Raw genomic sequence first — 26,911 nt, 5'->3', positions numbered from 1 at the left:
CCCGCCGTTGGGTGGCGAGCCTGTGGACCGTGGTGTCACGACAGTTGTTATGACAGGCTAGAATGTAATGGCGGGCCGTTTCTCCCGATAACTAGGGGAAACGCTACTGGTGACAGTCTTTTTTTCCGCCGAAGCTGTTATGACATGAAGACCAAAATACTGATCGGCATCGACATGGGCTCGAGCAGCCTGAAGGCGCTGGCCCTGGACGCGGGGAGCGGGCGCAGCCTGGCCGTGTCGCGCCTGCCCCTGCGGCATGCGCGGCTGCCCGGCGGCGGCTGCGAGGTGGGCGAGGCGGCGATTCGCGCGGGGCTGACCCACGTGCTCGGCGACGTGGCCCGCCAGCTCGGCGCGCGCGCCGCGGACGTGTGCGCCATCGGCTGCACCGGCCACGGCGCAGGCCTCTATGCCCTCGATGCCCAACACGAACTCGTCGGCGGCCGCGCCGTCGCCTCCACCGACCAGCGCGCCGATGCGCGCGCACTCGCCCTCTCGGCGCGCCACGGCGACCGGCTGTTCGCGGACGTGGGCTGCCGCCCCTGGCCCGGGCAGCCCACCGTGATCGCGGCCGAACTGCTCGGCGCCGATGCCGTGCAGCGCGGCGAGCTGCACCGCCTGCTGTTCGCCAAGGACTACCTCGGCTTCCTGCTGACCGGCGAGATCGCCACCGACGCGAGCGACGCCAGCACCGCCGGCCTGCTCACGCTGGCCACCGGCGACTGGTCGCCCCTGGCCTTCGAGGTCGCGGGCATCGACGGCCTCGGGCCGCGCGCCTTCGGCCCGCTGGTGCCCAGCGGCCAGACCATGGGCCGGCTGCGCGCGGCCGAGGCGGCGCTGTGCGGCCTGCCCGCCGGCATTCCGGTCGCGATGGGCGCCATCGACCTGCTCGCCTCGATGACCGCCATCGGCGCCGAAGACCGCGGTCGCGCCGTGTCTGTGCTGGGCACGTGGTGCGTCAACGCGGTCATCGGCCCGGTGATCGAGCCGCAGCCCCAGGTCGCCGCGCTCGTCAACTTCGGCCGCACGCGCGAACGCCTGTACATGGAGAACAGCCCCTCGTCGATGGCCAACATCGCGTGGCTGGCCGGTGCGCTCGGGCTGCCCGATGCGCGCGCCGTGGTCGACCTGGCCATGGGTGTGCCGCTCGGTGCGAACGGGCTGCGCTTCTTGCCTTTCATCAACGGCGGGGGCGGCATCACGGCCGGCTTCGTCGGGCTCAAAAGCCACCACACGCCCGCCGACATGGCGCGTGCCGTGGTCGATGCCGTGGCCGCGCTGCATGCGCGCCACACCGCGCGCCTCGCGTCGCAGGGCCTGCCGGTGTCGGCCTCCAGCGTGCTGGGCGGCGGCGCCAGCGATGCGCGCCTGGTGCGCCTGCTCGCGGCGCTGCTGGGCCACCCGGTCGAGCGCTGCGCCGACGACGAAACCGGCGCGCGCGGTGCCGCCCTCTATGCAGCGATGTCGCAGGACCTCGACGACGCGGGGCCCGCCAGCCCGCTGCGCGCGCCCTGCGAACTCATCGAACCCGACGCGCGCGACGCGCGGGCCCATGCCGATTTCAACGCCGAATTCAACGAACTGATCGATCGCATGTCTCCTGTCTTTTCTCACCTCTCGGGCGGTGCGTCATGAGCGCCTGGCAACTGCCTTTCGTCCGTCCGGCCTCGCTCGAAGGTCGCCATTTTTCGACCGTGATCGTCGGTGCGGGCATCAACGGCGTGGGCGTGTTCCGCGACCTGTCGCTGCAGCGCGTCGATTGCCTCATCGTCGACAAGGGCGACTTCGGCGCCGGCGCCAGCAGCGCGCCCTCGCGCATGATCCACGGCGGCCTGCGCTACCTCGAAAACGGCAGTTTCTCGCTGGTGGCCGAGGCCACGCGCGAGCGCAACCTGCTGCTGCGCAACGCGCCGCACCTGGTGCAGCCGCTGAAGACCGTGGTGCCGCTGTCGAGCTTCTTCGGCGGGCTGCTGAGCAGTGCGCTCAAGTTCTTCGGGCGCACGCCGCCGCAGCGCACACGCGGCCTGCTGGCCGTGGCCGCGGGCCTGCGCCTGTACGACCTGCTGGGCCGCCGCCAGCGCGTGATGCCGGGCCACCGCATCAGCCGCGTGCCCACCAACGACCGCCGCCTGTTCCGCGCCGCGATCCGCTGGACCGCCACCTTCTTCGACGCCTGGATCAGCCATCCCGAATGGCTGATCCTCGAGCTCATCGGCGACGCCTGCCGCGACCAGCCGCGCTCGGTGGCGTCCAACTACTGCCGCGTGACGGGCTGCGCGGGCAACATTCTCACGCTGCGCGACGAGATCACCGGTGCCCTGGTGCGCGTCACGGCCGACACCGTGGTGAACGCCACCGGCGCCTGGCTCGACCGCAGCGCGGCCGTGCTCGGCGGCGCCGGCCCGCGCGTGATGGGCACCAAGGGCTCGCACCTCGTGCTCGACCACCCGGCGCTGCGCGATGCGCTCGACGGCCGCATGGCCTACTTCGAGGCGGTGGACGGGCGCGTATGCATCGTCTATCCCTTCCTCGACCGCGTGCTGGTGGGCTCCACCGACATCCCGGTGGAAGACCCCGACCAGATCGTCACCGAGCCGGCCGAGATCGACTACCTCATCGACGTGCTGCGCGAGGTGTTCCCGAACATGGCCTTCGACCGCAACCACGTGATCTACACCTACGTCGGCGTGCGCCCGCTGGCGCGTTCCGACGCCGACAAGCCGGGCCAGATCTCGCGCGACCACTCGGTGGTGGTCGACCCGCCGAGCGCCACGCGCGACGTGCCCATCGTCGGCCTCGTGGGCGGCAAGTGGACCACCTTCCGCGCGCTGGCCGAAGAAGCCACCGACCACGTGCTGCGCCACCTGGGCCGCTCGCGCACCGCCTCGACCGAGTCGCTGCCCATCGGCGGCGGCGCCGAGCTGCCGGCCGACGCGGCCGCCACCGAGCGCTTCATCGACAAGATGACGGCGGGCTCGGGCCTGGGCCGCGCGCGCGCGCTGGGCCTGCTGCGCCGCTACGGTTCGAAGGCGCTGCCGCTGGCGCAGCGCCTCGCGGCCTCGGGCGACACGCCGCTGCAGCACGCGCCCGAATACTCGGCGGCCGAACTCTCGTACCTGTGCATGGAGACCGGCGTCGTGCACCTGGACGACCTCGTGATCCGCCGCACGCTGCTGGCCATCCGCGGGCTGATCACCGACGACGCGCTCGCCGAGATCGCCGGCGTGGCGGCCGAAGCCCTCGGCTGGGACCCGGCCCGCGCGCATGAAGAACTGCGCACCTGCGCCGCCGCACTGCGCGAGCGCCACGGCGTGCGCCTGCAACCGGTGGCGGCCAACGAGCCGGCGCCTTCCGCTTTCGATGCATCATTGATGGCCAGCCCCGTCCTCGGCCCGACCTAACGTGACCCTCACCACCGCCTCCGACAACACCGTGTCGACGACCTCGCTCGACCGCAACTCCGAATCGCCGCTGTGGGCGCAGTTCCGCGACGCCATCCGGCTGCAGATCTTGCAGGGGGTGCTGCCCATCGGCGCCAAGCTGCCGTCCGAGGCCGAGCTGGGCGAGCAGTTCGGCATCTCGCGCATCGTGGTGCGCGAGGCGCTGGCCGACCTGGTGCGCAACAACCTCATCTACAAGATCAAGGGCCGCGGCGCCTTCGTGTCGGCCCGCGAGCGCGACGAAGATTTTGTCTCCACCGTGCTGGGCTTTTCCGACGAGATGGAACGCAAGGGCCGCTCGGTGCGCACGCAGATCCTCGTGCAGGAACTGCGCGCCGCCACCGCGCAAGAGGCCGCCGCGTTGGGCCTCACCGAAGACGCGCAGGTGGTCGGTCTCAAGCGCCTGCGCAGCGTCGATGGCGAGCTGCGGTTGCTGGTCGAGACGGCCGTGCCGGCCGACCTCGCGCCGGGCCTGCACCGCACGCGGCTGGACGACCGCTCGCTGTACGACGTGCTGCGCCGCCAGTACGGCGTGCGGCTGGTGCGCGCCGAACGCTGGATCGACGCCGTGCTGCCCGACGCCGAGACCTGCCGCCTCCTCGACCTGCCGCAGCCCGAGCCGCTGCTGCGCATCGAATCGATCGCCTACGGCGCCAACGGCCGGCCGCTGGAACACTACCGCGCGCTGCACCGCTGCAAGACCAGCCGCCTGCACGTGCAGACGACGACCTGAGCGCGGTCGTCACAAGCCGGTGATTACTGGCGCTTCCACAGCACGTTGATCACCGAGGGCGCGTCCGGGTACCAGCCCGCGCCCTTCCAGGCCTGATGGCTTTGCAGGCACACGTAGTTCACGCCCTTGTACGAGATCACCTGGCCGGCCTTGTAGCTCGCACCTTCGGTCCATTCGGAACCGCCGGGCGGATTGACGGGGGGTGTGACCGGTGGCGTGGTCGGTGGCAGCGCGATGTCGACCACGTGGCTCACACCCGAGGCTTCGGTGAGCGCATAGACCTGCAGCACAGTCGCCTGGGTGGGCACCGTCACGCTGCCGCCTTGCAGGTTGCCCACACGCACATACGCCGAGCGGCCGTTGACGAGGTTGGCGAGTTGGCCGAGCCAGGTGTCACGCGCGCCGTTGGCGGCGGTGATCGCGAGGGTGTGTGCCTCCAGGTCCGCGCCGTCGCGACCGAACACGCGCAGCTTCGCGGTCGCGTTGGCAGGCAGGTTCTGGCTGGCGTTCACCTGGCCGATGTGGTGCAGCGGACTCGGTGCCACGGGCGGCGTGATGCCGCCGCCGCCGAAATTCACGTCGGAACAACTGTAGAAAGCCTCCTGGCTGTCCGCGCGCTGCCAGGCCGCGTAGAGCACGTGCGGTCCGGTGCGATGCGGCAGGCGCAGCTTCATCTGGTAGCGGTTGGCCGAGGGCGTGGCCACCTGGTTCGCGCCGAGCGTGCTGACCAGCTCGACGTCCGACCATTGCAGCGGCCCGGTGCCGGGCTTCCAGCCTTCGCGCGTGAGATAGAACTTCCAGTCGAGCGTGCGGTGCGGCGCCGTCGCGTGATAACGGAACTCGTAGCTGCCGTCGTTGGACGGCGACCAGGTGGTGGCCTGCCAATCGGGGCGTGCCAGGTCGAAGCCCTTGAACTTGCTCTGGCCGCCCGCGCACATCTGGCCACTCGGCACTACGGCCTGGTGATTGCCGCCGGCCGCTCCCTGGTTCACGCCGTTCCAGTCGTAGATCGCCTGTTCACCGCCGTAGGCGATGGCCGCCTGGCACGCCGGTTGGGCCCGGTTCTGGTAGCAGCTGTACTGGCGCGAGATGGGGTACTCCGGCGCGCCGTGGCCATAGGCCAGCGGCGCGAAGAAGCTGGCAGCAGCGGCCATGCCGCACGTCGTTTTCCAGGAAATTCCAAATGCCATTTCGATCCTTAATGAGATTCAGTTGCAATAGAAAGCAGCCGAATTCTAGGAATCGAAAGCGCTCGGAACGAGACTTTTGCCCAGCAAAGGGTCAATTTTCAGACCGCGTCTGTAATGCTTTTGGCGTGCCGACTATGCGGCTATTTTTTGCACCCCGCGCTGCGCTTCGCGCTCAGCTTTTGGCAGCGCGCGCAGGCAGCAGCACCGAGGCGATGGCGACCATCATCAGCGCCACGGCCACCCAGTCCTGCCAGTGCACGACCTCGCCGAGCCACACCGCGCCGCTGAACACGCCGAGCACGGGGATGAACATCACGCTCAAGGTCGAGGCCACCGGCGGCAGGCCGCGTGCCAGGTAGAACCAGGCCGCGTGCGCGAAGCCGAAGATCAGCACCGCGTTGTAGGCGATCGATCCCCAGGTCACGGCGCCCGGCGAGCGCCATTGGTCGCGCTCGAACAGGAGCGACAGCACCGTCATCACCACGGCCGTCATGGCCGTCATCCAGAACGAGAGCGTGAGCGTCGGCAGGCCGATGCGCGTGTGGCGCAGCAGCTGCGTGCCCAGCGCCCACGTGGCGGCGGCCACCAGCGCCAGCGCCACGTAGCCGGGGCGACCCGCGAAGTCGGTGAGTTCGTGCCACAGCAGCAACCCGACGCCGATGGCGCAGGCGCCCACGCCGGTCCATGCGCGGCGCGTGAGCACGGCCGAGAACAGCAGCGCGCCGATGACCGCGGAGAACACCGGCATCGTGTAGCCCAGGATCGCGGCACGCCCGCCCGACAGTGCCTTCACCGCGAGGATGATGCAGGCGTGCCAGACGAACATGTTGGTCGCGCCCAGCCACACCAGCTCGGGCCACGCGCTGCGCGGCACGCGAAACGGCACCTTCATCACGACCAGCGCCATCGCCAGCACGGGCACGCCCAGCCAGATCGAAATCGCGCGGAAGGCCAGCGGCGGGTAGTCGGCCACGCCGAGTTTCATCACCGGCCAGTTGAAGCCCCACGCGAGGGTGAGGAGCACGAGAAGAACGAACTGGCGCGGGGTGAAGGAAGGCATGGGCCGCGATTGTGGCGCGGCCCGCGCATTCGTGCTGGCGGTGCTGCTACAGCAGGCGCTTGAGGTAGCGCCCCGTGTGGCTCGCCTCGTTCGCGGCGATGTCTTCCGGCGTGCCTTCGCCCACCACCGTGCCGCCGCCGGCACCGCCTTCGGGGCCCATGTCGATGAGCCAGTCCGCCGTCTTGATGACGTCGAGGTTGTGCTCGATCACGACGATGGTGTTGCCCGCGTCGCGCAACTGGTGCAGCACCTTCAGCAGCAGCTCGATGTCGGCAAAGTGCAGGCCGGTGGTCGGTTCGTCGAGGATGTAGAGCGTGCGCCCGGTGTCGCGCTTGCTGAGCTCGAGCGCGAGCTTCACGCGCTGCGCCTCGCCGCCCGACAGCGTGGTGGCCGACTGACCGAGCTTGATGTAGCTCAGGCCCACGTCGAGCAGCGTGCGCAGCTTGCGCTCGATGGTCGGCACGGCCTTCAAAAACTCGTGCGCGGTCTCGACCGTCATCTCGAGGATCTGCGCGATGTTTCGGCCCTTGTACTGGACCTCGAGCGTCTCGCGGTTGTAGCGTTGGCCGTGGCACACCTCGCAGGGCACGTACACGTCGGGCAAAAAGTGCATCTCGACCTTCACCACGCCGTCGCCCTGGCAGGCCTCGCAGCGGCCACCGGCCACGTTGAAGCTGAAGCGGCCCGGCCCGTAGCCGCGCTCGCGCGCGGTGTTGGTCTCGGCCATCAGTTCGCGGATGGGCGTGAACAGGCCGGTGTAGGTGGCCGGGTTGCTGCGCGGCGTGCGGCCGATGGGCGATTGGTCGACGTTGATGACCTTGTCGAAGTACTCGATGCCTTCGACCGATTCGTGTTCGGCCGGCTCTTCGTGCGCGCGGTACAGCGTGCGTGCCACGGCGGTGTAGAGCGTGTCGTTCACCAGCGTCGACTTGCCCGAGCCCGACACGCCGGTCACGCAGGTCAAGAGGCCGACGGGGAAGGCCACGCTCACGTTCTTCAGGTTGTTGCCGGTGGCGCCGACGACGCGGATTTCCTGCAGGTCGGTCTGCGAGGCCAGGTGCGCCGCTTCGCGCGCGGCACGGCGTTCGGCCGCGGGGCTCTGCGGAAAGCGCGAGGGCTTCTTGCCTTCGTTGAAGGCCGGCTTCTTCACGGCCGGCAGCCACGCGGTGCGGTGCTTGGGCACCTCGATCTTCTTCACGCCCGAGAGGTACTGGCCGGTGAGCGAGTCGGGGTTGGCCGACACCTGGGCATACGTGCCCTGGGCCATCACGCGCCCGCCGTGCACGCCGGCGCCGGGGCCCATGTCGATGACGTGGTCGGCGGCGTGGATCATGTCCTCGTCGTGCTCGACCACGATCACGCTGTTGCCGATGTCGCGCAGATGTTTGAGTGTGCCGATGAGCCGGTCGTTGTCGCGCTGGTGCAGACCGATGCTGGGCTCGTCGAGCACGTACATCACGCCCGTGAGGCCCGAGCCGATCTGCGACGCGAGGCGGATGCGCTGCGCCTCGCCGCCCGAGAGCGTCTCGGCGCTGCGGTCCAGGCTCAGGTAGTTCAGGCCCACGTCGTTCAGGAACTTGAGGCGCAGGCCGATCTCGCGCACCACCTTGTCGGCGATGTCGGCCTTGGCACCGCGCAGCTTGAGCGTGCTGAACCAGGCGTAGGCGTCGCGCAGCGTGAGGTGGCTCAGTTCGAAGATCGCCATGCGCGGCGGCTCGCCGCCGTTGGCGGGCACGTGGCCGGTGTCGTCCACCAGGAACACGTTGCGCGCCTCGCGCCGCAGCCGCGAGCCGCCGCAGTCGGGGCAGGGCTGCTGGTTGCGAAAGCGTGCGAGGTCTTCGCGCACCATGACCGAGTCGGTCTCGCGGTAGCGCCGCGTCATGTTCGGGATGATCCCCTCGAAGGGGTGCTTCTTCGTGAGCTTCTTGCCCGCGAAGTTGCCCGATTCCATGGTGTAGTTGAACTTGATCTCTTCAGCGGCCGAGCCATGCAGAAGCACCTGCTGCACCGAGGCCGGCAGCGATTCGAAGGGCGCGTCGACGTCGAACTTGTAGTGCTTGGCGACGCTCTCGACCATGCTGAAGTAGTAGCCGTTGCGGCGGTCCCAGCCCTTGATGGCGCCGCTGGCGATCGACAGCGACGGAAACGCCACCACGCGCACCGGGTCGAACACCTCGCGGTGGCCCAGGCCGTCGCAGCTCGGGCAGGCGCCCACGGGCGAGTTGAACGAGAACAGGCGCGGCTCGAGTTCCGAGAGCGAGTAGTGGCAGATCGGGCAGGCGAACTTGGCGTTGAACAGGTGCTCCTTGTCGGCCGCACCCTCGGCGCCCAGCTCCAGCGCAATGGCGCGGCCTTCGGCCAGGCGCAGCGCGGCCTCGAAGCTCTCGGCCAGGCGCTGCTGCATGTCGGGGCGCGCGCGCAGGCGGTCGATGACGACGTCGATGTCGTGCTTCTCGGTCTTCTTGAGTTTGGGCAGGTCGTTGTATTCGTAGGTTTGCCCGTCGACGCGAAAGCGCACGTAGCCGGCCGCCTGCATCTCGGTGAAGAGCTCGAGGAACTCGCCTTTTTTCTCGCGCGCCACGGGCGCCAGGATCATCAGGCGGGGCTCGTCGGGCAGGGCCAGCGTGGCGTCGACCATCTGCGAGACCGTCTGCGCCTGCAGCGGCAGGTGGTGGTCGGGACAGAAAGGCGTGCCGGCGCGGGCGTACAGCAGGCGCAGGTAGTCGTGGATCTCGGTCACCGTGCCCACGGTGGAGCGCGGGTTGTGGCTGGTGGCCTTCTGCTCGATGCTGATGGCGGGCGACAGGCCCTCGATCACGTCGACATCGGGCTTGTCCATGAGCTGCAGGAACTGCCGCGCATAGGCCGAGAGGCTTTCCACGTAGCGCCGCTGCCCTTCGGCATACAGCGTGTCGAACGCCAGGCTCGACTTGCCCGAGCCCGACAGGCCGGTGATCACCACCAGCTTGTTGCGCGGAATGTCGAGATCGACGTTCTTCAGGTTGTGGGTGCGCGCACCGCGGATGCTGATGCGCTGCTGGGCGAGCAGGGCGCCGAGGTAGACGTCACGTTCGCGTTCTGCGTCGCGCGCACGCTCCGCGGTGTCTTCAGTGGATATTGAATTCAAAGGGGGCGATCGTCCGAGGGCAACCGGACATGATAGTCCGGCCGGGATTTCATGGCCAGCCGGCGGGTTCCGGCGTTCTGGGCGGGCGGCTCGGGGCGGGGGCTGGCCGGCGCAAGCCCGGGTGGGGCCCATCGGGCACAATCGAGGGTTCTCTTCCTCCTCCTTCATCTACTTATCAGGGGCAGTGCATATGGCATCGGTCAATAAAGTCATCGTCGTCGGCAACCTGGGGCGCGACCCCGAAATGCGGACCTTCCCGAGCGGCGATCAGGTCGCAAACGTCACCGTGGCCACCACCGATCGCTGGAAAGACAAGCAAAGCGGTGAGATGCGCGAAGCCACCGAATGGCACCGCATCGTGTTCAACGGCCGCCTGGCCGAAATCGCCGGCCAGTACCTGCGCAAGGGCTCGCAGGTGTATGTCGAAGGCTCGCTGCGCACGCGCAAGTGGACCGACAAGGACGGCATCGAAAAGTACACCACCGAAATCCGCGCTGACCAGATGCAAATGCTGGGCAGCCGCCAGGGCCAGGGCGGCCCGTCGGGCGGTCCGGAGGACGACGGCGGCTACTCGCAAGGCGGTGGCGGCGGCGGTTATTCGCAAGGTGGCGGCGGTGGTGGTGGCGGCGGTGGCGGTTACGCCCCGCGTGCCCCCGCAGCCGCAGCACCGCGCGCTCCGGCACCGGCGCCGCGCCAGGCACCGGCCAAGTCGTCGTCGGGTTTCGACGACATGGACGACGACATTCCGTTCTGATCCAGCGAGCCGCAGCCGCCGTCCTTCGTGGGCGAACGCGCTGCGATCCGTGCGATTCCACAGAAACGCGCGTTCCCGGTCCGGGGACGCGCGTTTTTTGTTTTCCCCTCGCGAACAGGGCCCTGCGCGTCCAGCTTCCCTTCAATTGTTTCGAATCCGTGAACACCGTGGTTCGTTTTGCTACGGGTTTTTACCTAGATCGCGGCGCACAATTCATCTCACGGACCAGCCCTCAAAGCTGATCTGGGTGAACAGGGCCCCGAGCGAGGTGGCCGCCCTCCGAAAAAGAACAGAGGGGCGGTGACCCACCCAAGACCGGTTCCACATCCGAAGCAAGAACTTGAACTGAATTGAAGAAGGAAGAAATCCAAATGACCGCCTCGAAGATCCTCTCCGCCGTTGCTGTTGCCCTGATGGCCGTTGCTGGCGCCGCCCATGCCGAAAGCTATGAAGGCGTGCATCAACTGACCTCGGCCGCCAGCCGTGCCGACGTCGCCGCCCAAGCCGTCGTGGCCGCACACAGCGCCAACCCGTACGCCACCGGCGCCAACGCAGGCCCCGCACCGGTGATCGTCTCGTCGACCAGCCGCGCCGCTGTGCGTGCCGACGCTGTCGCCGCTGCACACAGCGCCGACCCGTACGCCGAAGGCGCTTCGTCGGGCGTGGCCCCGATCGTTGCCAGCACCGTCGACCGCGCTGCGGTGCGTGCCGCAGCCCGCGCTGCCGCCCACGGCGACGCACTGCCGCTGTAAGCGGTCCGAACGCCTCGCCGATGGGATCGGCGAACGTTCCAGGTCTTCATGAAAGCCGGCCCTGCCAACGCAGGGTCGGCTTTTTTCATGGGCCATGGCCGTGAAATCTTGGCCGAAGGTCACATTGCCTTGGCCTTGCGCATCCTTCATGATTTGGGCGCGGGAGGGATGGCCGCCAGAGCGCATGCTTTTGCATTAACGCATCGCCGTCGTGCGGACACGCGAGAATCGAGCGTCGTTCCGACCGCGAAAAATGAAAGCATGATCCGTCGCCGACCCAGCGACGACCCACTACGCATGGCCCTCACTCTCGACCCCGAAGACACGCGCGGACGCATCCACGACCTGGTGTGGAGCGGCTTTCACGCCGATGCCGACATCGGCTGGATGATCACCGACGAGTACCTCGATCCCGATGAGCTCACCGCCGAAGACCGCGCCTGGATCAAGGCCGAGACCACGCGCGCCTGCGCCGCCAAGCGCGCCGCCGAGGCGCAGTGGCCCGCGCAGACCGAGTACGACCGGCTCGACGCCGTGTTCGCCCAACTGCGCAGCGAAAACATCATCGCCCTGCACCGCGCCGGAAACACGCTGTCCGACGGCCACGACGACGTGCGCGAGCAGTGGCGTGCGGCAGGAAGGCTCGAATCGGGCATCCGCGGCTGCTGCTTCTATCACGCACAGGACCTCGACGGCGCCGTGCGCAACGGCCGCCTGTACCTCGCGTTCAGCGGCGGCATGATCCCCGAGATCGCGCAGCGCGAAGCCAACACCGTCGTGGTCGGCCATCGCATCGTCGCGCTGCTGCGCGACGCCGGCTTCGGCGCGCAATGGAGCGGCAACATCAACGAGCGCATCGAAGCCGACCTCGGCCAATGGCGCAAGCGAGGCCCCACCGCGTGAGCGTGCAGGCCTGGCAGCCGCCGCGCCGCATCGATGCGATCGACTTCTGGCTGCGCTCGCGGCTGCTCGCCACGGCCCACGCCCTGCGCGAAACCCTGCGGCCTTCGGCCCGGCGCTGGCCAAGCGGCGCACACGCATTGGCCGATGCGCCGGTGCTTGCGCAGTACCGAACCCCCTTGTGGACCGACGGCCGTGCCGACGAATTTCCATTGGTCGCCGGCAAGGTGCAGAACCTGCGCGTGGCGCGGGTTGCCTTCGACGCCATCGAGGTGCCGGCCGGCGAAGTGCTGAGCTTCTGGCGCCAGCTCGGGCGGCCGGGTGCCGGGCGCGGCTTCGTGGTCGGGCGCGAGGTGCGTGGCGGTTGCGTGGTGCCGACGCTGGCCGGTGGGCTGTGCCAGCTGTCGAACGCGCTCGCCACCGTGGCCGTGCGCGCGGGCTTCGAGCTGGTCGAGCGCCACGGCCATACGGCGCGCATCGAGCAGGCCGACACGCCGAACGGCGATGCCAGCGACGCCGTCGATGCGACGGTGTTCTGGAACTACGTCGATCTCAAGCTGCGCGCCAAGCAGGCGTGGCGGCTCGAAGTGACGCTGACCGACACCGAACTCGTGGTGCGCATTCGCGCGCGCACGCCGCTGGCGGTGCCCACTGAGCCCGTCACGCTGCGGCGCACGAACGACGACATGCCCACCACGTTGCCGTTGGCGCGCGGCTGCCTGAGCTGTGACCAGACCGCGTGCTTCCGCCATCGCCCGCCGATCGACGTCGGTCCCGAAGGCCAGACGGCGGTGCTCGTCGATGGCTGGGCGCCGGAGTTCGCACGCCACTTGCGCGAGGCGCATCCGCAGGCACAGCGCATGCAGCCCGTGCCTGCTGCGGGCTGGCATCGCGAGCCCGCGACGAAGGGGCAGGTGACCACCGCTTGGACCGCGAGCCTGCGCCGTGCCGTGTGGCAGCGGCTCTGGGCGCGGCAGGCGGGCCGGCGCCAAGCCAGCCTGATCGACGGCCAGCGCTGGCTCGCGCAGGCCTTTGCCGCACGGCTGGCGCCGGCGCACACGCACCTGGTGGTCGAGCAGTCGCTGCTGCCGCACCTGCAGCGCCTCGGCGCGCTCGACGGGCGCCGCCTCACCGTGCTGGCCAGCGCCTTGCCGATGGCCGACATCGAACAGAGGCTCGATGCCGCCTCGCAGCGCTGGCCGGGCGATGCGACCTTGCGCGACTTTCGCGCCGATGCGTCGCTGGTGCGTGACGAGGCGCTGGCGCTCGCGCGCGCGGCGAGCACCGTCACGCCGCATGCTGCAGTGGCGCAGGCCATGGCGACACACGCGCCGCAGGCCACGCTGCAGCGGCTCGATTGGGCACTGCCGCTGGTGAAGACTACGCACAGCGCGCGCCAGGAACCACCCCTCGTCGTGTTCGCTGCAAGTGCGCTGGCACGCAAGGGCGCGCGTGAACTTGCCGCCGCACTGCAAGGCTGGCCGTGCCGCTTGCGCGTGCTGGGGTCGCCGTCGGACGACGCGCGGCTCTGGCAGGGCATCGAACACATTCAACACATGAACTGGCAAGGCGACGGGCTGGCCGGTGCCGCTGTCGTCGTGCTGCCCGCGCACGTCGAGCACGCACCGCGCGCACTGCTGCGCGCCGTGGCGGCCGGCGTGCCGGTGGTGGCATCGAGGGCCTGCGGCCTGGCCGGTGTGCCGGGCGTGCACGAGGTCGCACCCGGCGACATCGACGCACTGCGCACCGCATTGCAGACCGCCTGCCTTGCCTGAACGGAGAACAACACACGTGGCATCGATCGAACAGGCCCGCGCGGCCCTGGCTTCTCATGGTGCACTCGCGCCGCAATCCGCCGCCGAGCACTGGCACGGCGAGCTGGCGTTGCCCGCCGCCATCGCCACCTTCTACGAACAGGTCGGCCCGCTCGGCGACTGGGTCAACGACCGCGTGGGCTACGCAGGCCTCACGGTGCCGACCACGGGCAATTCGTTCAGCATTCCCGCGCTCTCGCGCCTGTGGCAGCTGCAGGCGGGCTACCGCTGGCACGGCATCACCGGCGAGCGCATTGCCGACTGGCCCGACCATTGGCTCGTGGTGGCTGACCAGGGCGCCGATCCGTTCATCTTCGACCTGCGCACCGGCGCGATCCAGTTCGCGATGCACGGCACGGGCACTTGGCAGGAAGACGAACCGCTCTTCGCCGACATCTTCGAGATGGCCGCCTGCCTGGGCACCATCGGCCAGGTGTGGGACGAAGCGGGCGACGCCATCTTCACCGACGAGGATGACTGCGAGGTCGACCCGGTGCATCGCGCGCGGCTGATCGAGCGCCTCGTGCCACTGCTGGGCAGCGCCGCGGCGGCCGAAGACATCGTCGACGTGTTCGGCTGGTAAGGGACAAAAGAAAAGACATCCATGAGCATCGACCTGCAGACCCTCAAATGCGGCGAGTGCGGCAGCAGCACGCTGCGCCGCACCGGCCTGAACGAATACACCTGTTCGCACTGCGGCTCGATGTCGCTGGTGGAAGACGACGTGTCCGACCGCCTCGAACGCGTGTTGCAGCAGGTCAAGCACCACGCCGGCCAGCAGATCGCGGCCGAACAGGCGCTGCGCCAGAAGCAGACGCTGCGCACGATCGGCTTCGTCGTGATCGGCTTTGTCGGCGTGGCGCTGGCCGTGCAGGTCGCGATGCTGCTGTTCGGTTCGGGCAAGCGCAGCGAGGCGCCTTCGGTGGCGCGCGCGATCGTCGATCGCACCATCGCGACCGATGGCCTGAAGCTTTCCGAGCCGCGCCAGGTGCTGGTCGGCGAGCGGCCGAAGCTGTTGGTGCTGGCGCGCAACGAAACCGGCCGACCGCTCGAACGGCCCAGCCTGAAGCTCGTGTTCCACGACGGTGACACGCGGCTGAGCGAGCGCAGCGAATCGCTGCCGATCGACGTGCTGATGCCCGGTGAGTCCGCGCCCGTGCTGGTCGACCTGCCGTCGGGCAAGAACGTCACGCGGCAGGACGTGACGGTCGAGAAGCTGTCCGAACCGCGCAGCGCCGCCGAAGGGCCGCGCCTGGCGTTCTCGCGACTGCGACTGGTGCAGCAGGGCGAGCGCGTGCGCCTGGCCGGCCGCATCGTGCATGCGGGCGCCGCGGTTGCGCCGGCGCTGGGCAGCATCGAGGCGCTGGTCACGCTGTACGACGACGCGGGCCAGGTGATCGGCACGGGCCGCGGCCACGCGCCGGGCTCCACGCTGGAGCCGGGCGGGCGCGCAGCGATCGATGTCGACCTCAGCCGCTTCGGCCGCGGCGCCGCCATCGCGGCGTGGGACTACCGCATCGGCTACCGCACGGTCACGCCCTCGGGCTCGCGCACGACGGTGCTGAGCGCCGACCGCGTGATCCGCACGACCGGCGCGCCGGAGGTCTTCCACCCCGACCTGCGGCTCAGCACCGAAGACCTGCTGGCCGAGGACAGCGAGCGCTTCGACCCGCGGCAACTCGAACTGCTGCCGCTGGTGGCGGGGCGCAGCACGATCCAGCGGCCGCTGTTCATGACCGAGCTGGTGAACCGCAGCACCGACGCCGTGGCGATCACGCCCGGCGCCGTGATCGCGCGCTTCGGCGGCAGCACGGCCGACGGCACCACGCGCCTCGACGAGCTGGCTTACCTGTACCCGGGCGAGCGCTTTCCGATCCTGTTCGAGCCGAGGGCCGTGGACCGCATCACGCAGACCCGCGTGGAGTGGAAGCCGATGCGCCGCGCCGCGTTGCCCGGTCCGCGCAAGCCGCTCGAAGTCCAGGTGACGGGCACCAAGGCCGGCACCGGCAGCGTGCTGCTCAATTTCAGCCAGCGCTTCACTTACAAGAGCGTCGAGGTCACGGGCACGGTGAAGAACCCCGGCACGGCCATTGCGGCCAAGGTGCGCCTGTGGGTCAGCCTGCGCGACCGCAACGACCAGCTGACCGGCTTCAAGGTGGTCGAGAACCTGCCGGCCATTGCACCGGGCGAGAGCGTGCCGTTCCAGGTCCATGTGACGCAGCACGGCCGCGATTTCGCGAGCGTCGCGACGCTATACCAAACCGAATAGCCCCGTGCGTGACGGCATGGGGCGGTTCGCGCCATGATCGCGCCATGATTCCGCTTTCGATCCTCGACCTTTCCCCGATCACCGAAGGCAGCGATGCCGCGCAGTCGTTCCGCAACTCGCTGTCGCTGGCGCAGCATGGCGAGGCGCTGGGCTACACGCGCTACTGGCTGGCCGAGCACCACGGCATGCCGGGCATCGCGAGCGCGGCCACGGCCGTGCTGCTGTCGTATGTGGGCGCGGGCACCTCCACCATTCGCATCGGCGCCGGCGGCGTGATGCTGCCCAACCACTCGCCGCTGGTGATCGCCGAGCAGTTCGGCACGCTGGAGTCGCTGTACCCGGGGCGCGTCGACCTGGGCCTGGGCCGCGCGCCCGGCTCCGACCAGCGCACCGCGCGCGCCCTGCGGCGCAACCTGGAGTCGGATGCCGACCAATTCCCGCAGGACGTGATGGAGCTCATGGACTTCATGTCGAAGAACCCGCAGCAGGCCGTGCGCGCCGTGCCCGGCGCGGGGCTCGAGGTGCCGGTGTGGATTCTGGGTTCGAGCACCTTCGGCGCGCAGCTTGCGGCGCACCTGGGCCTGCCGTATGCCTTTGCCTCGCATTTCGCGCCGCAGCAGATCATGCAGGCCATCCAGATCTACCGCGAGACCTTCAAGCCTTCGGCGCAGCTGCAGAAGCCGTACGTGATGCTGGGTTTCAACGTGTTCGCGGCCGACACCGACGCCGAAGCGGAGTTCCGCGCCACCTCGTGGCAGCAGGCCTTCGTGAATCTGCGCAGCGGCCGTCCCGGCCGGCTGCCGCCGCCAGTGGAGAACTACCGCCAGAAGGTCGGTCCGGCCGAGAACGCGCTGCTCGACTCGGTGCTGTCGTGCTCCGCGGTGGGCTCGGTCGAGACCGTGAAGCAGGGCGTGGAAGCGTTCGTGGCGCGCACCGGCGCCGACGAACTCATGATCACCTCGCAGGTGTTCGACCACGCCGCCCGGCTGCGCTCGTACGAGCTGCTGGCCGGTGCGTTTGGTCAAAAGAAATAAGGACTAGGCCCGCTTGCGGGCTTCCTCGTCCACGAGGTCCTTCTTCGAGAGCTTGCCCACGGCGGTCTTGGGCAGTTCGGCTCGAATCTCGAGCGCGCCGATCATCTCGTGCTTGCCCAGGCGGCTCTTGAGGAAAGACTTGAGCGTGTCGAGCGTGAGCTCGTCCGCGCCGTCCTTCAGTTTCACGAAGGCCTTGGGCGATTGCCCGCGGTACTCGTCAGGCACGCCGATCACGCAGACCTCGGCCACCGACGGGTGTTCGTACACCGCCTCTTCGAGCACGCGCGGGTACACGTTGTAGCCGCCGCACAGCAGCATGTCCTTGGTGCGGTCGACGATGTACAGGTAGCCGTCGGCGTCCATCTTCGCGACGTCGCCGCTGCGGAAGTAGCCGTCGGCCGTCATCGATTCGGCGGTGGCCTTCGGGTTGTTCCAGTAACCCTTCATGACGTTCGGCCCTTGCACGCACAGCTCGCCGGGTTCGCCGAACGCGGTCACGTCTTTCGTCGGATCGTCCAGGCTCACGAGCTTGATCTGCACGCGCGGCAGCGGCATGCCGCACGAGCCGGCCTTGCGCACGCCGCGCGCGGGCGTGAAGGTGCCCACGGGCGAGGTCTCGGTCATGCCCCAGCCTTCGTTGAGGTGGCAGCCGGTGAGTTCGAAGAAGCGCTGCTCCACCTCCACCGGCAACGGCGCGCCGCCCGAGCCGCAGAACTTCAGCGAGCGCAGGTCCATCTCTTTGGCCTTGGGGTGCGAAAGGATGGCGGTGTACATGGTCGGCACGCCGGGGAACACGCTGATCTTGCTGGCCGCGAGTTCGTTCATCACCGCGTCGACATCGAAGCGCGTGTGCAGCACCAGCGCCGCGCCCAGGCGCACGCCCAGCAGCATTGCGGCGCTGAGCGCGAAGATGTGGAACAGCGGCAGCACGACCAGGAAGCGCTCGCCGCCCTCGGCCAGGATCGGCGGCTCGCCGCGCGTCGATTCGTAGTACTGCGCCGAGGCCGAACTCAGGTTGGCGTGCGTGAGCATCGCGCCCTTGGGCAGGCCGGTGGTGCCGCCGGTGTACTGCAGCACGACGATCTCTTCGGCGAGGTCGCCGAGCGGGTAGACCTGATGCGTGCCTTCGCTCTGGAGCAGGTCGGTGAAGCGCACATGGCGCGCGTCCACCGGCACGGGCGCGATCTGGCCCGCGGCCTGCAACTGGGCCTGCACCTTGTCGCCCGCCGCACCGTAGTCGCCGAGGCTGCCGACCACCAGCGTCTTCAGGCGCGAGCTGTCGAGCAGACGCGCCATCAGCGGGTACAGGTTCACGAGGTCGAGCGTGACGAGGATGTCGGTGCGGCTGTCCTCGATCTTGTGGGCCAGCACGCGTTCGGCGTCGAGCGGCGAATAGTTCACCACCGTGCCGCCGGCTTTCAGCACGGCGAAGAAGGCGATGGGGTAGTGCGGCGTGTTCGGCAAGTAGAGGCCGACGTGCACGCCCGGCTTCACGCCCAGGTCCTGCAGGCCCTTGGCGGCACGGTCGACCGCCGCGCCGAGCTGGCGGTAGCTGAGCGACTGGCCCATGAACTCGACGGCCGAATGGTCGGGCCAGCGCGCGACCGCCTCGTCGAGCATCTGCTGCACCGGCTTGACGGGCAGCTCGGCGTCCCAGCGCATGCCGGGCGGGTAGTTGCGCGTCCAGGGGGTGGGGTTGCCAGAGGGGGAAGGGGTCGCCATGCGTGTGTCTCCGCTGTGTTTCGGGTCACTGTAGCGCCGGCCTTTCGCATCGTGGAGTGCCGGCTGACAAGCCGGCGACACGGGTTTTCCCGATTTCCCACACGCCGGATGCCCCTGTCGCCGGGCTGGGACAATGGCGGGCTTATGGCAAAACAACGGATCGTGGTCGGGCTGAGCGGCGGGGTGGACTCCGCTGTCACCGCGCACCTGCTCAAGCAGCAGGGGCATGAGGTGGTCGGCATCTTCATGAAGAACTGGGAAGACGACGACGACAGCGAGTACTGCTCGTCGAACATCGACTTCATCGACGCCGCCAGCGTGGCCGACGTGCTGGGCATCGAGATCGAGCACGTCAACTTTGCCGCCGACTACAAGGACCGCGTTTTCGCCGAGTTCCTGCGCGAATACAAGGCCGGCCGCACGCCCAACCCCGACGTGCTGTGCAACGCCGAGATCAAGTTCAAGGCCTTTCTCGACCACGCCATGCGGCTGGGCGCCGAGAAGATCGCCACCGGCCACTACGCCCGCGTGCGCCTGAACGAGGCCACGGGCCGGCACGAGCTGCTCAAGGGGCTCGACAACTCGAAGGACCAGAGCTACTTCCTGCACCGCCTGAACCAGGCGCAGCTGTCGAAGACGCTGTTCCCGGTCGGCGAGCTGCACAAGACCGAGGTGCGCCGCATCGCGGAAGAAATCGGCCTGCCCAACGCGAAGAAGAAAGACTCGACCGGCATCTGCTTCATCGGCGAGCGGCCGTTCCGCGACTTCCTGAACCGCTACATCTCGAAAGAGCCGGGCCCGATCAAGGACGACCGCGGCCGCAAGCTCGGCGAGCACCAGGGCCTGAGCTTCTACACGCTGGGCCAGCGGCAAGGCCTGGGCATCGGTGGTGTGAAGGAGAAGGGCGCACAGCGCGGCGCGGGCGACCATTCGCCCTGGTTCGTCGCGCGCAAGGACGTCGAGAAGAACACGCTGTGGGTGGTGCAGGGGCACGACCATCCGTGGCTGCTGTCGACCGAACTGAAGGCGGACGACGCGAGCTGGGTGGCGGGTGAAGCGCCCGCTGCGGGCAGCTACGGTTCGAAGGCCCGCTACCGGCAGGCCGATGCGGCCTGCGAGTTGGGCGATGGCGCCAACGGTGCGTTCAGCCTGCGCTTCGGTGCGCCGCAATGGGCGGTCACGCCGGGGCAGTCGGCCGTGCTGTATGACGGCGAGCGCTGCCTCGGGGGCGGCGTCATCGTCTGAGCCTTGCGGCCGCTGATCAGCGCGGCTGCCGCACGCCGTCTTCGGTGTGGATCAGCGACAGCGGGTGGCGCTTGCCGGCGAGGTAGTCGTCGATGCAGCGCAGCAGCAGCGGGCTGCGATGGCGCGCCACGCTGGCGCGGATCTCGTCCACGGTCATCCAGAGCGTGCGCACGATGCCTTCGTCGAGCGCGCGGCCTTCCTCACGTGCGCCCAGTTCGCCGGTGAAGGCGAAGCGCATGTAGGTCACGTCGGGCTGCTCGGCCGAGCGCGCCATGTAGACGCCGAGCAGCGCGGTCGGCGTGAAGGCGTGGGCTGTTTCCTCGAGCGTCTCGCGGATGCAGCCGTCCTCGGGCGACTCGCCGGGGTCGAGGTGGCCGGCGGGGTTGTTGAGCTTCAGGCCGTCGTCGGTCTGCTCTTCGACGAGCAGGAAGCGGCCGTCTTGCTCGATCACCGCGGCCACGGTGACATTGGGTTTCCAGCGTGTGGGCATCGTGGGCGCGAGTCTATCGGCTATCGGCCGATCGTTGCACGACAGGCGCCGCGGCCAGCAGGGGTGCTTCAGCGCAGGGGCGTGACGGCCTGCGTGTCCACTTCGATGGTTTCCAGCCGGTAGCCGAGGCCGTAGACCGCCAGCAGCAGGAAACCGTTCGACGGGCGCAGTTCGAGCTTGGTGCGCAGGCGCGACACATGGGTGTCGAGCGAGCGCGACAGGGCTTCGACGCCCAGACCCCAGACCGCTTCATGCAGGTGCTCGCGCGAGAGCAGGCGCCCCAGGTTCTGGAACAGGAAGAGCGCGAGTTCGTATTCGCGGTTTTTCAGCTCGACCAGCGCGCCGTGGACCCGGATGGTGCGCGAGGGCGGAAAGAAGTGGTACGGGCCGAACACCAGCTCGGGCTCGTGCCGTGCGGGGTAGGAGCGGCGCAGCAGCGCGTTGATGCGGGCCTGCAGCTCGGTCGCGCGCAGCGGCTTGGCCATGAAATCGTCGGCGCCGACGTTGAGGCCCTCGACCAGGTCGGTGTCGTCGTGGCACTCGGTCACGAACAGGATGGGCATCCGGCTCTTGTAGTCCTGGCGGATCGTCCGCACGACGTCGGGGCCCTTCATGTCGGGCAGGCGCCAGTCGAGCACCAGCATGTCGAAGGTCTCGCGGCGCATCGCATGGAGCAGCGCCTTGCCACCAGGATAGGTGTGGCACTCGTGGCCGAGGCTCGCCATGGTTTGGTTGATCAACTGAAGCTGGTCCGGCTCAGTGTCGAGTACTGCAATTCGCATTCCATTCCCTTTTCCGCCCTGAGCCGATCTGTGTATGTGTCGGCAATATGAATCGAAGTGTATCTATCTGCGTCTTGGGTTTGGAGTGTCAATTGCCACTAATTCACTCAAATTGATTTGATCTATGTGATCCAATCGTTAATTGAAGTCAATTGATCTCAATTGATTGCATTCTGGGAATTCCGCCGGATCGCGCGGTCTACGGGTTTCAACCCATGCGGGTGGTGGGCGCCCAGAATCGCATCGATCCTCAATTTGCTATCAATTGAATAGCTATGAATTCAATGTGGGCGGGCATTGACAGGCAATGTGCATGCAGCATCTTGGCGACAGTGAACGCTTGTAATCTTGCTGTAAGCTCTGCCCGCAATCCGTGCTGCCCCTTCCCCCTGAGGAGATCTCTATGTTGATAGGCGTGCCTGCCGAGACAGCGGCTGGCGAAACCCGAGTGGCCGTGACACCTGAAACGGTGAAGAAACTGGTCGCTTCCGGGCACATCGTTCGTGTTCAGTCGGGAGCCGGCGTTGCAGCCAGCGTCACCGACGCGGCTTACCAGACCGCCGGCGCGGAAATCACAGATCAGGCCGGGGCGTTCTCCGCCGACATGGTGCTCAAGGTGCGCACGCCCAGCGACGCCGAAGCGGCGCAACTGAAGGCCGGCGCCGTCGTCATCGGCATGCTCAACCCTTTCGACGCGGTCGGCCTGCAACGCCTGGCTGCCGCAGGCGTCACCGGCTTCGCCCTCGAAGCCGCGCCGCGCACCACCCGTGCCCAGAGCATGGACGTGCTCAGCTCGCAGGCCAACATCGCGGGCTACAAGGCCGTGATGATCGCGGCCGACAAGTACCAGCGCTTCTTCCCCATGCTCATGACCGCCGCCGGCACCGTGAAGGCCGCGCGCGTCGTCATCCTGGGCGTCGGCGTGGCCGGGCTGCAGGCGATTGCCACGGCCAAGCGCCTGGGCGCCGTCATTGAAGCGTCGGACGTGCGTCCGAGCGTCAAGGAACAGATCGAATCGCTGGGCGGCAAGTTCATCGAGGTGTCCTACGACACCGACGAAGAAAAAGAAGCCGCGGTCGGTGTCGGCGGCTACGCCAAGCCGATGCCCCCGAGCTGGCTCGCGCGCCAGCAGATCGAGGTCGCCAAGCGCGTCGCGCTGGCCGACGTGGTCATCAGCACCGCGCTCATTCCCGGCCGTGCCGCACCCACCCTCATCACCGAAGAGATGGTCAAGTCGATGAAGCCGGGCTCGGTGATCGTCGACATCGCGGCCGGCAAGGGGCCAGTCAATCCCGATGGTGGCGTAGGCGGCAACTGCCCGCTGTCGGAAGCCGACAAGACCGTGGTCAAGCATGGCGTGACCATCGTCGGCGAAACCAACCTCGCGGCGCTCGTGGCAGCCGACGCGTCGGCGCTCTATGCGCGCAACGTGCTCGACTTCCTCAAGCTCGTCGTCACGAAGGAAGGCGCGCTCAAGATCGACCTCGAGGACGACATCGTCACCGCCTGCCGCGTCACGCAAGACGGCCAGGTCACGCGCAAGTAAGAAGAGCAGGCTGCCCTCCATGAATCGCACCATGCTTCGCGCGAAGCTGCATCGCGCCACCGTGACCGAAGCCGACCTGCACTACGAAGGCTCGTGCGGCATCGACGAAGACCTGCTCGACGCGGCCGACATGCGCGAGTACGAAAAGATCGAGCTGTACAACGTCAACAACGGCGAACGCTTCTCGACCTACATCATCAAGGCGGCGCGCGGATCGGGCGCCATCTCGCTCAACGGCGCGGCGGCGCGCAAGGCGCATGTGGGCGACCTGCTCATCATCTGCACCTACGCCCCCATGACCGAGGCCGAAGCCGCGGACTACAAGCCCAAGGTGGTGCTGCTTGGCGATGCCAACCGCATCAACGAAGTCAAGAAGCTCTGACAGAGCCCTGGACAAGAGACCGAGACCGAACGAGGAGAAGAAAACACCATGGAAATCGTTTCGCACACCGTCATCAACCTGACCATCTTCGTGCTGGCCATCTATGTCGGCTACCACGTGGTCTGGACCGTCACGCCCGCGTTGCACACGCCGCTCATGGCCGTGACCAACGCCATCTCGGCCATCGTGATCGTGGGCGCCATGCTGGCCGCCGCGCTCACCACCACCCCGCTGGGCAAGACCATGGGCGTGCTCGCCGTGGCGCTGGCCGCGGTGAACGTCTTCGGCGGCTTCCTGGTCACGCGCCGGATGCTCGAGATGTTCAAGAAGAAAGACAAGAAGGCCGCCCCCAAGGCTGTTGAGGGAGCCGCCAAGTGAGCATGAACCTCGTCACGCTGCTGTACCTCGTTGCCAGCGTCTGCTTCATCCAGGCCCTGAAGGGCCTCTCGCATCCCACCACCTCGATCCGCGGCAACGTCTTCGGCATGACCGGCATGGCGATCGCCGTGCTGACCACCATCGCGCTGGTCCACGGACAGGCGCGCGCCCTCAACGTCGACTTCACCACCGGCATCGCCTGGGTGCTGGCCGCCGTCGTGGTCGGTGGCGGCCTGGGCGCCTTCATGGCCAACAAGGTCGAGATGACCAAGATGCCCGAGCTGGTCGCCTTCATGCACAGCATGATCGGCCTGGCCGCGGTGTTCATCGGCGTGGCCGCGGTGGCCGAGCCCTGGGCCTTCGGCATCACCGCCGCGCCCGTGGCGGCCGTCATCGGTGCGCGCACACCTGACGGCGCGGTCCTCTTCGAGGGCTTCGTGCGCCACGGCATTCCTTACGGCAACCGGCTCGAGCTGTTCCTGGGTGCGGCCATCGGTGCGGTCACCTTCAGCGGCTCGGTCATCGCCTTCGGCAAGCTGTCGGGCAAGTACAAGTTCCGCCTGTTCCAGGGCGCGCCGGTGCAGTTCAAGGGCCAGCACATGCTGAACCTGGTGCTGGGCCTGGCGACCATCGGCCTGGGCCTGGTGTTCGTGGCCACCGAAAGCTGGCCGGCGTTCTTCGCGATGCTGGCGCTGGCCTTCGTGATGGGCGTGCTCATCATCATCCCGATCGGCGGCGCCGACATGCCGGTGGTGGTGTCGATGCTCAACAGCTACTCGGGCTGGGCGGCGGCCGGCATCGGCTTCAGCCTGAACAACGCGATGCTGATCGTGGCCGGTTCGCTGGTGGGCTCGTCGGGTGCGATCCTGAGCTACATCATGTGCAAGGCCATGAACCGCTCGTTCTTCAACGTGATCCTGGGCGGCTTCGGCGGCGAGGCGACCACGGCCACCAGCGGCGACAAGGAACAGCGCCCGGTCAAGAGCGGCAGCGCGGATGACGCGGCCTACATGCTGTCCAACGCCGAGACGGTGATCATCGTTCCGGGCTACGGCCTGGCGGTGGCCCGTGCCCAGCACGCCGTGAACGAACTGGCCGAGAAGCTCACGCACAAGGGCATCAAGGTGAAGTACGCCATCCACCCCGTGGCTGGCCGCATGCCGGGCCACATGAACGTGCTGCTGGCCGAGGCCGAGGTGCCCTACGACCAGGTGTTCGAGATGGAGGACATCAATGGCGAGTTCGCGCAGGCCGACGTGGCGATCATCCTGGGCGCCAACGACGTGGTGAACCCGGCCGCGCTCACCAAGGGCAGCCCGATCTACGGCATGCCCATTCTGGAAGCCTACAAGGCCAAGACCGTCATCGTGAACAAGCGCTCCATGGCGGCGGGCTACGCGGGCCTGGACAACGAACTCTTCTACATGGACAAGACCATGATGGTCTTTGGCGATGCGAAAAAAGTAGTGGAAGATATGGGCAAGGCCATCGAATAGGCCGAAGGTCCGCGCCGCGCGATGCGGGCCAGATCGTCGCGGCGCCTCACGTGCGCCGTTTTCGTTTTAAAAAACTCATCCGACTCCGAGGAGACACATCCATGACCGAACGCCCCTGGCTCAGCAGCTACCCGCAAGGCGTGCCCGCCGACATCGACGCGTCGCACTACCCGTCGCTGGTGGCGCTCATGGAAGAGAGCTTCACCAAGTACGCCGACCGCACGGCCTACAGCTTCATGGGCAAGGACGTCAGCTACGCGGAGACCGACAAGCAGAGCAAGTCCTTCGCCGTGTACCTGCAGGGCCTGGGCCTCGTGAAGGGCGACCGCGTCGCCGCGATGATGCCCAACTGCCCGCAGTACCCGATCGCGGTGGCCGCCATCCTGCGCGCCGGCCTGATCCTGGTGAACGTGAACCCGCTGTACACGCCGCGCGAACTCGAGCACCAACTGAAGGACTCGGGCGCCAAGGCGATCATCATCATGGAGAACTTCGGCACCACGCTGCAGCAGTGCATCGCGGCCACGCCGATCAAGCACATCGTGCTGGCCTCCATGGGCGACCGGCTCGGCTTCCTGAAGGGCGCGCTCGTCAACTACGTGGTGCGCAACGTCAAGAAGCTGGTGCCGCACTTCAGCCTGCCGGGCGCGGTGCGCTTCAACGACGCGCTCGACAAGGGCGCGAGCGGCAAGCTCAAGCCCGTGGCCATCGGCCCCGACGACGTGGCCGTGCTGCAGTACACCGGCGGCACCACCGGCGTGTCGAAGGGCGCGGTGCTGCTGCATCGCAACGTGATCGCCAACGTGCTGCAGTCCGAAGCCTGGAACGAGCCCGTCATGGCCAAGGTGCCGGCCAACGAGCAGCCCACCAGCGTGTGCGCGCTGCCGCTGTATCACATCTTCGCGTTCACGGTCGGCATGATGCTGAACATGCGCACGGGCGGCAAGCTGATCCTCATCCCGAACCCGCGCGACATTCCCGGCGTGCTGAAAGAACTGTCGAAGCACACGATCCACAGCTTCCCGGCCGTCAACACGCTGTTCAACGGGCTGGCGAACCACCCCGACTTCAATACCGTCAACTGGAAGAACCTGAAGGTCTCGGTCGGCGGCGGCATGGCCGTGCAGGCCGCGGTGGCCAAGCTCTGGCTCGAAAAAACCGGCTGCCCGATCTGCGAAGGCTACGGCCTCTCGGAAACCTCGCCCTCGACCACCTGCAACCCGACCAACAGCACGGCCTACACCGGCACCATCGGCCTGCCGCTGCCGAGCACCTGGCTCAAGCTGCTCGACGACGACGGCAACGAAGTGCCGACCGGCGAGCGCGGCGAGATCGCCATCAAGGGCCCGCAGGTCATGGCCGGCTACTGGCAGCGCCCCGACGAAACCGCCAAGGTCATGACGCCCGACGGCTACTTCAAGAGCGGCGACATCGGCGTGGTCGACGAGCGCGGCTACTTCAAGGTGGTCGACCGCAAGAAGGACATGATTCTGGTGTCGGGCTTCAACGTGTACCCGAACGAAATCGAAGACGTGGTGTCGATGCTGCCCGGCGTGCTCGAATGTGCCGCCGTCGGCGTGCCCGACGACAAGACCGGCGAGGCCGTGAAGCTCGTCATCGTCAAGAAGGACCCGGCGCTCACCGAAGCGCAGGTGCGCGAGTACTGCCGCGCCAACCTCACGGGCTACAAGCAGCCGCGCGTGATCGAGTTCCGCACCGACATGCCCAAGACCCCGGTGGGCAAGATCCTGCGGCGCGAGCTGCGGGATAGCAAGAAGTAGTAAGGGTTCCGCCCGGGTG

At 67.9% G+C, this 26,911-nt stretch carries 22 protein-coding genes; 16 read left to right on the top strand and 6 right to left on the bottom strand.

Annotation, left to right across the window (positions count from 1 at the left end; genetic code table 11):
* The first annotated feature begins 144 nt into the window (after positions 1-144).
* Genes CY658_RS28515 through CY658_RS28505 form a run of 3 tightly spaced genes read left to right on the top strand, consistent with a single transcriptional unit; the run spans position 145 to position 4,170 of the window.
* The gene (locus CY658_RS28515; RefSeq protein ID WP_101493379.1) at positions 145-1,632 is read left to right on the top strand and encodes an FGGY family carbohydrate kinase; all 1,488 of its coding nucleotides are present in this window, start codon (positions 145-147) and stop codon (positions 1,630-1,632) included.
* A complete protein-coding gene (locus CY658_RS28510; RefSeq protein ID WP_101493378.1) occupies positions 1,629-3,398 on the top strand; it encodes a glycerol-3-phosphate dehydrogenase/oxidase in 1,770 nt (589 codons plus the stop codon). Before CY658_RS28515 ends, CY658_RS28510 begins: the two co-directional genes overlap by 4 nt.
* A gap of 1 nt (position 3,399) precedes the next feature.
* On the top strand, positions 3,400-4,170 hold the full coding sequence (locus tag CY658_RS28505) for a GntR family transcriptional regulator (RefSeq protein ID WP_180288626.1): 771 nt from the start codon (positions 3,400-3,402) through the stop codon (positions 4,168-4,170).
* Between the two features lie 23 nt (positions 4,171-4,193).
* Here CY658_RS28505 and CY658_RS28500 read toward each other — a convergent pair whose 3' ends face one another.
* From CY658_RS28500 to uvrA, 3 genes are all read right to left on the bottom strand, one after another.
* Entirely contained in the window at positions 4,194-5,324 is a 1,131-nt protein-coding gene (locus CY658_RS28500; protein ID WP_180839067.1) for a lytic polysaccharide monooxygenase, read from the bottom strand.
* Between the two features lie 208 nt (positions 5,325-5,532).
* Complete coding sequence (locus CY658_RS28495) at positions 5,533-6,420, bottom strand: DMT family transporter (RefSeq protein ID WP_101493376.1); 888 nt, start codon at positions 6,418-6,420, stop codon at positions 5,533-5,535.
* Between the two features lie 46 nt (positions 6,421-6,466).
* Complete coding sequence (uvrA, locus tag CY658_RS28490) at positions 6,467-9,538, bottom strand: excinuclease ABC subunit UvrA (RefSeq protein WP_374221141.1); 3,072 nt, start codon at positions 9,536-9,538, stop codon at positions 6,467-6,469.
* Positions 9,539-9,737: 199 nt separating this feature from the next.
* On the opposite strand from uvrA, the gene ssb reads away from it, so the two are divergent.
* From ssb to CY658_RS28455, 7 genes are all read left to right on the top strand, one after another.
* Complete coding sequence (gene ssb / locus CY658_RS28485) at positions 9,738-10,301, top strand: single-stranded DNA-binding protein (RefSeq protein ID WP_101493374.1); 564 nt, start codon at positions 9,738-9,740, stop codon at positions 10,299-10,301.
* Between the two features lie 371 nt (positions 10,302-10,672).
* Entirely contained in the window at positions 10,673-11,053 is a 381-nt protein-coding gene (locus CY658_RS28480; protein ID WP_101493373.1) for a helicase SNF2, read from the top strand.
* Between the two features lie 297 nt (positions 11,054-11,350).
* Positions 11,351-11,956: a DUF6891 domain-containing protein gene (locus CY658_RS28475; RefSeq protein ID WP_101493372.1), complete on the top strand. Its 606-nt coding sequence runs from the start codon at positions 11,351-11,353 to the stop codon at positions 11,954-11,956.
* On the top strand, positions 11,953-13,728 hold the full coding sequence (locus CY658_RS28470; RefSeq protein ID WP_257885010.1) for a VanW family protein: 1,776 nt from the start codon (positions 11,953-11,955) through the stop codon (positions 13,726-13,728). The genes CY658_RS28475 and CY658_RS28470 overlap by 4 nt, the downstream gene beginning before the upstream one ends.
* Before the next feature lie 16 nt (positions 13,729-13,744).
* A complete protein-coding gene (locus CY658_RS28465; RefSeq protein WP_101493370.1) occupies positions 13,745-14,350 on the top strand; it encodes a hypothetical protein in 606 nt (201 codons plus the stop codon).
* Between the two features lie 21 nt (positions 14,351-14,371).
* Positions 14,372-16,036 (top strand): FxLYD domain-containing protein, encoded by a 1,665-nt coding sequence (locus CY658_RS28460; protein WP_101493369.1) that lies wholly within the window; start codon positions 14,372-14,374, stop codon positions 16,034-16,036.
* 44 nt (positions 16,037-16,080) lie between these two features.
* Positions 16,081-17,070, top strand: a complete 990-nt coding sequence (locus tag CY658_RS28455; protein WP_101493368.1) for an LLM class flavin-dependent oxidoreductase — start codon at positions 16,081-16,083, stop codon at positions 17,068-17,070.
* 3 nt (positions 17,071-17,073) lie between these two features.
* Here CY658_RS28455 and CY658_RS28450 read toward each other — a convergent pair whose 3' ends face one another.
* The gene (locus CY658_RS28450; RefSeq protein ID WP_101493367.1) at positions 17,074-18,792 is read right to left on the bottom strand and encodes a long-chain-fatty-acid--CoA ligase; all 1,719 of its coding nucleotides are present in this window, start codon (positions 18,790-18,792) and stop codon (positions 17,074-17,076) included.
* 144 nt (positions 18,793-18,936) lie between these two features.
* On the opposite strand from CY658_RS28450, the gene mnmA reads away from it, so the two are divergent.
* A complete protein-coding gene (mnmA, locus tag CY658_RS28445; protein ID WP_101493366.1) occupies positions 18,937-20,037 on the top strand; it encodes a tRNA 2-thiouridine(34) synthase MnmA in 1,101 nt (366 codons plus the stop codon).
* Positions 20,038-20,053: 16 nt separating this feature from the next.
* On the opposite strand, the gene CY658_RS28440 is transcribed toward mnmA, so the two are convergent.
* Together CY658_RS28440 and CY658_RS28435 are read right to left on the bottom strand one after the other, a co-directional pair.
* Positions 20,054-20,527, bottom strand: coding sequence for an NUDIX hydrolase (locus tag CY658_RS28440; protein ID WP_101493365.1), 474 nt, complete (start codon positions 20,525-20,527; stop codon positions 20,054-20,056).
* A gap of 68 nt (positions 20,528-20,595) precedes the next feature.
* On the bottom strand, positions 20,596-21,309 hold the full coding sequence (locus CY658_RS28435) for a response regulator transcription factor (RefSeq protein ID WP_101493364.1): 714 nt from the start codon (positions 21,307-21,309) through the stop codon (positions 20,596-20,598).
* Positions 21,310-21,712: 403 nt separating this feature from the next.
* On the opposite strand from CY658_RS28435, the gene CY658_RS28430 reads away from it, so the two are divergent.
* The 5 genes from CY658_RS28430 to CY658_RS28410 all read left to right on the top strand — a co-directional run bounded on the left by CY658_RS28430 (position 21,713) and on the right by CY658_RS28410 (position 26,892).
* A complete protein-coding gene (locus CY658_RS28430) occupies positions 21,713-22,855 on the top strand; it encodes a Re/Si-specific NAD(P)(+) transhydrogenase subunit alpha (RefSeq protein WP_101493363.1) in 1,143 nt (380 codons plus the stop codon).
* A gap of 19 nt (positions 22,856-22,874) precedes the next feature.
* Positions 22,875-23,237 (top strand): aspartate 1-decarboxylase, encoded by a 363-nt coding sequence (gene panD, locus CY658_RS28425; RefSeq protein WP_062481508.1) that lies wholly within the window; start codon positions 22,875-22,877, stop codon positions 23,235-23,237.
* A 48-nt stretch (positions 23,238-23,285) separates the two neighbouring features.
* Positions 23,286-23,615, top strand: a complete 330-nt coding sequence (locus CY658_RS28420; RefSeq protein WP_099794706.1) for an NAD(P) transhydrogenase subunit alpha — start codon at positions 23,286-23,288, stop codon at positions 23,613-23,615.
* Positions 23,612-25,111, top strand: coding sequence for an NAD(P)(+) transhydrogenase (Re/Si-specific) subunit beta (locus CY658_RS28415; RefSeq protein WP_101493362.1), 1,500 nt, complete (start codon positions 23,612-23,614; stop codon positions 25,109-25,111). Before CY658_RS28420 ends, CY658_RS28415 begins: the two co-directional genes overlap by 4 nt.
* Positions 25,112-25,212: 101 nt before the next feature.
* Positions 25,213-26,892: a long-chain-fatty-acid--CoA ligase gene (locus tag CY658_RS28410; protein ID WP_101493361.1), complete on the top strand. Its 1,680-nt coding sequence runs from the start codon at positions 25,213-25,215 to the stop codon at positions 26,890-26,892.
* Positions 26,893-26,911 lie beyond the last annotated feature (19 nt).

It is taken from the genome of Variovorax sp. RO1 (assembly GCF_002849325.1).
Classification (GTDB): domain Bacteria; phylum Pseudomonadota; class Gammaproteobacteria; order Burkholderiales; family Burkholderiaceae_C; genus Variovorax.
The sequence above is the reverse complement of the archived record's forward strand: the minus strand, read 5'-3'. Positions and strand labels throughout refer to the sequence as shown.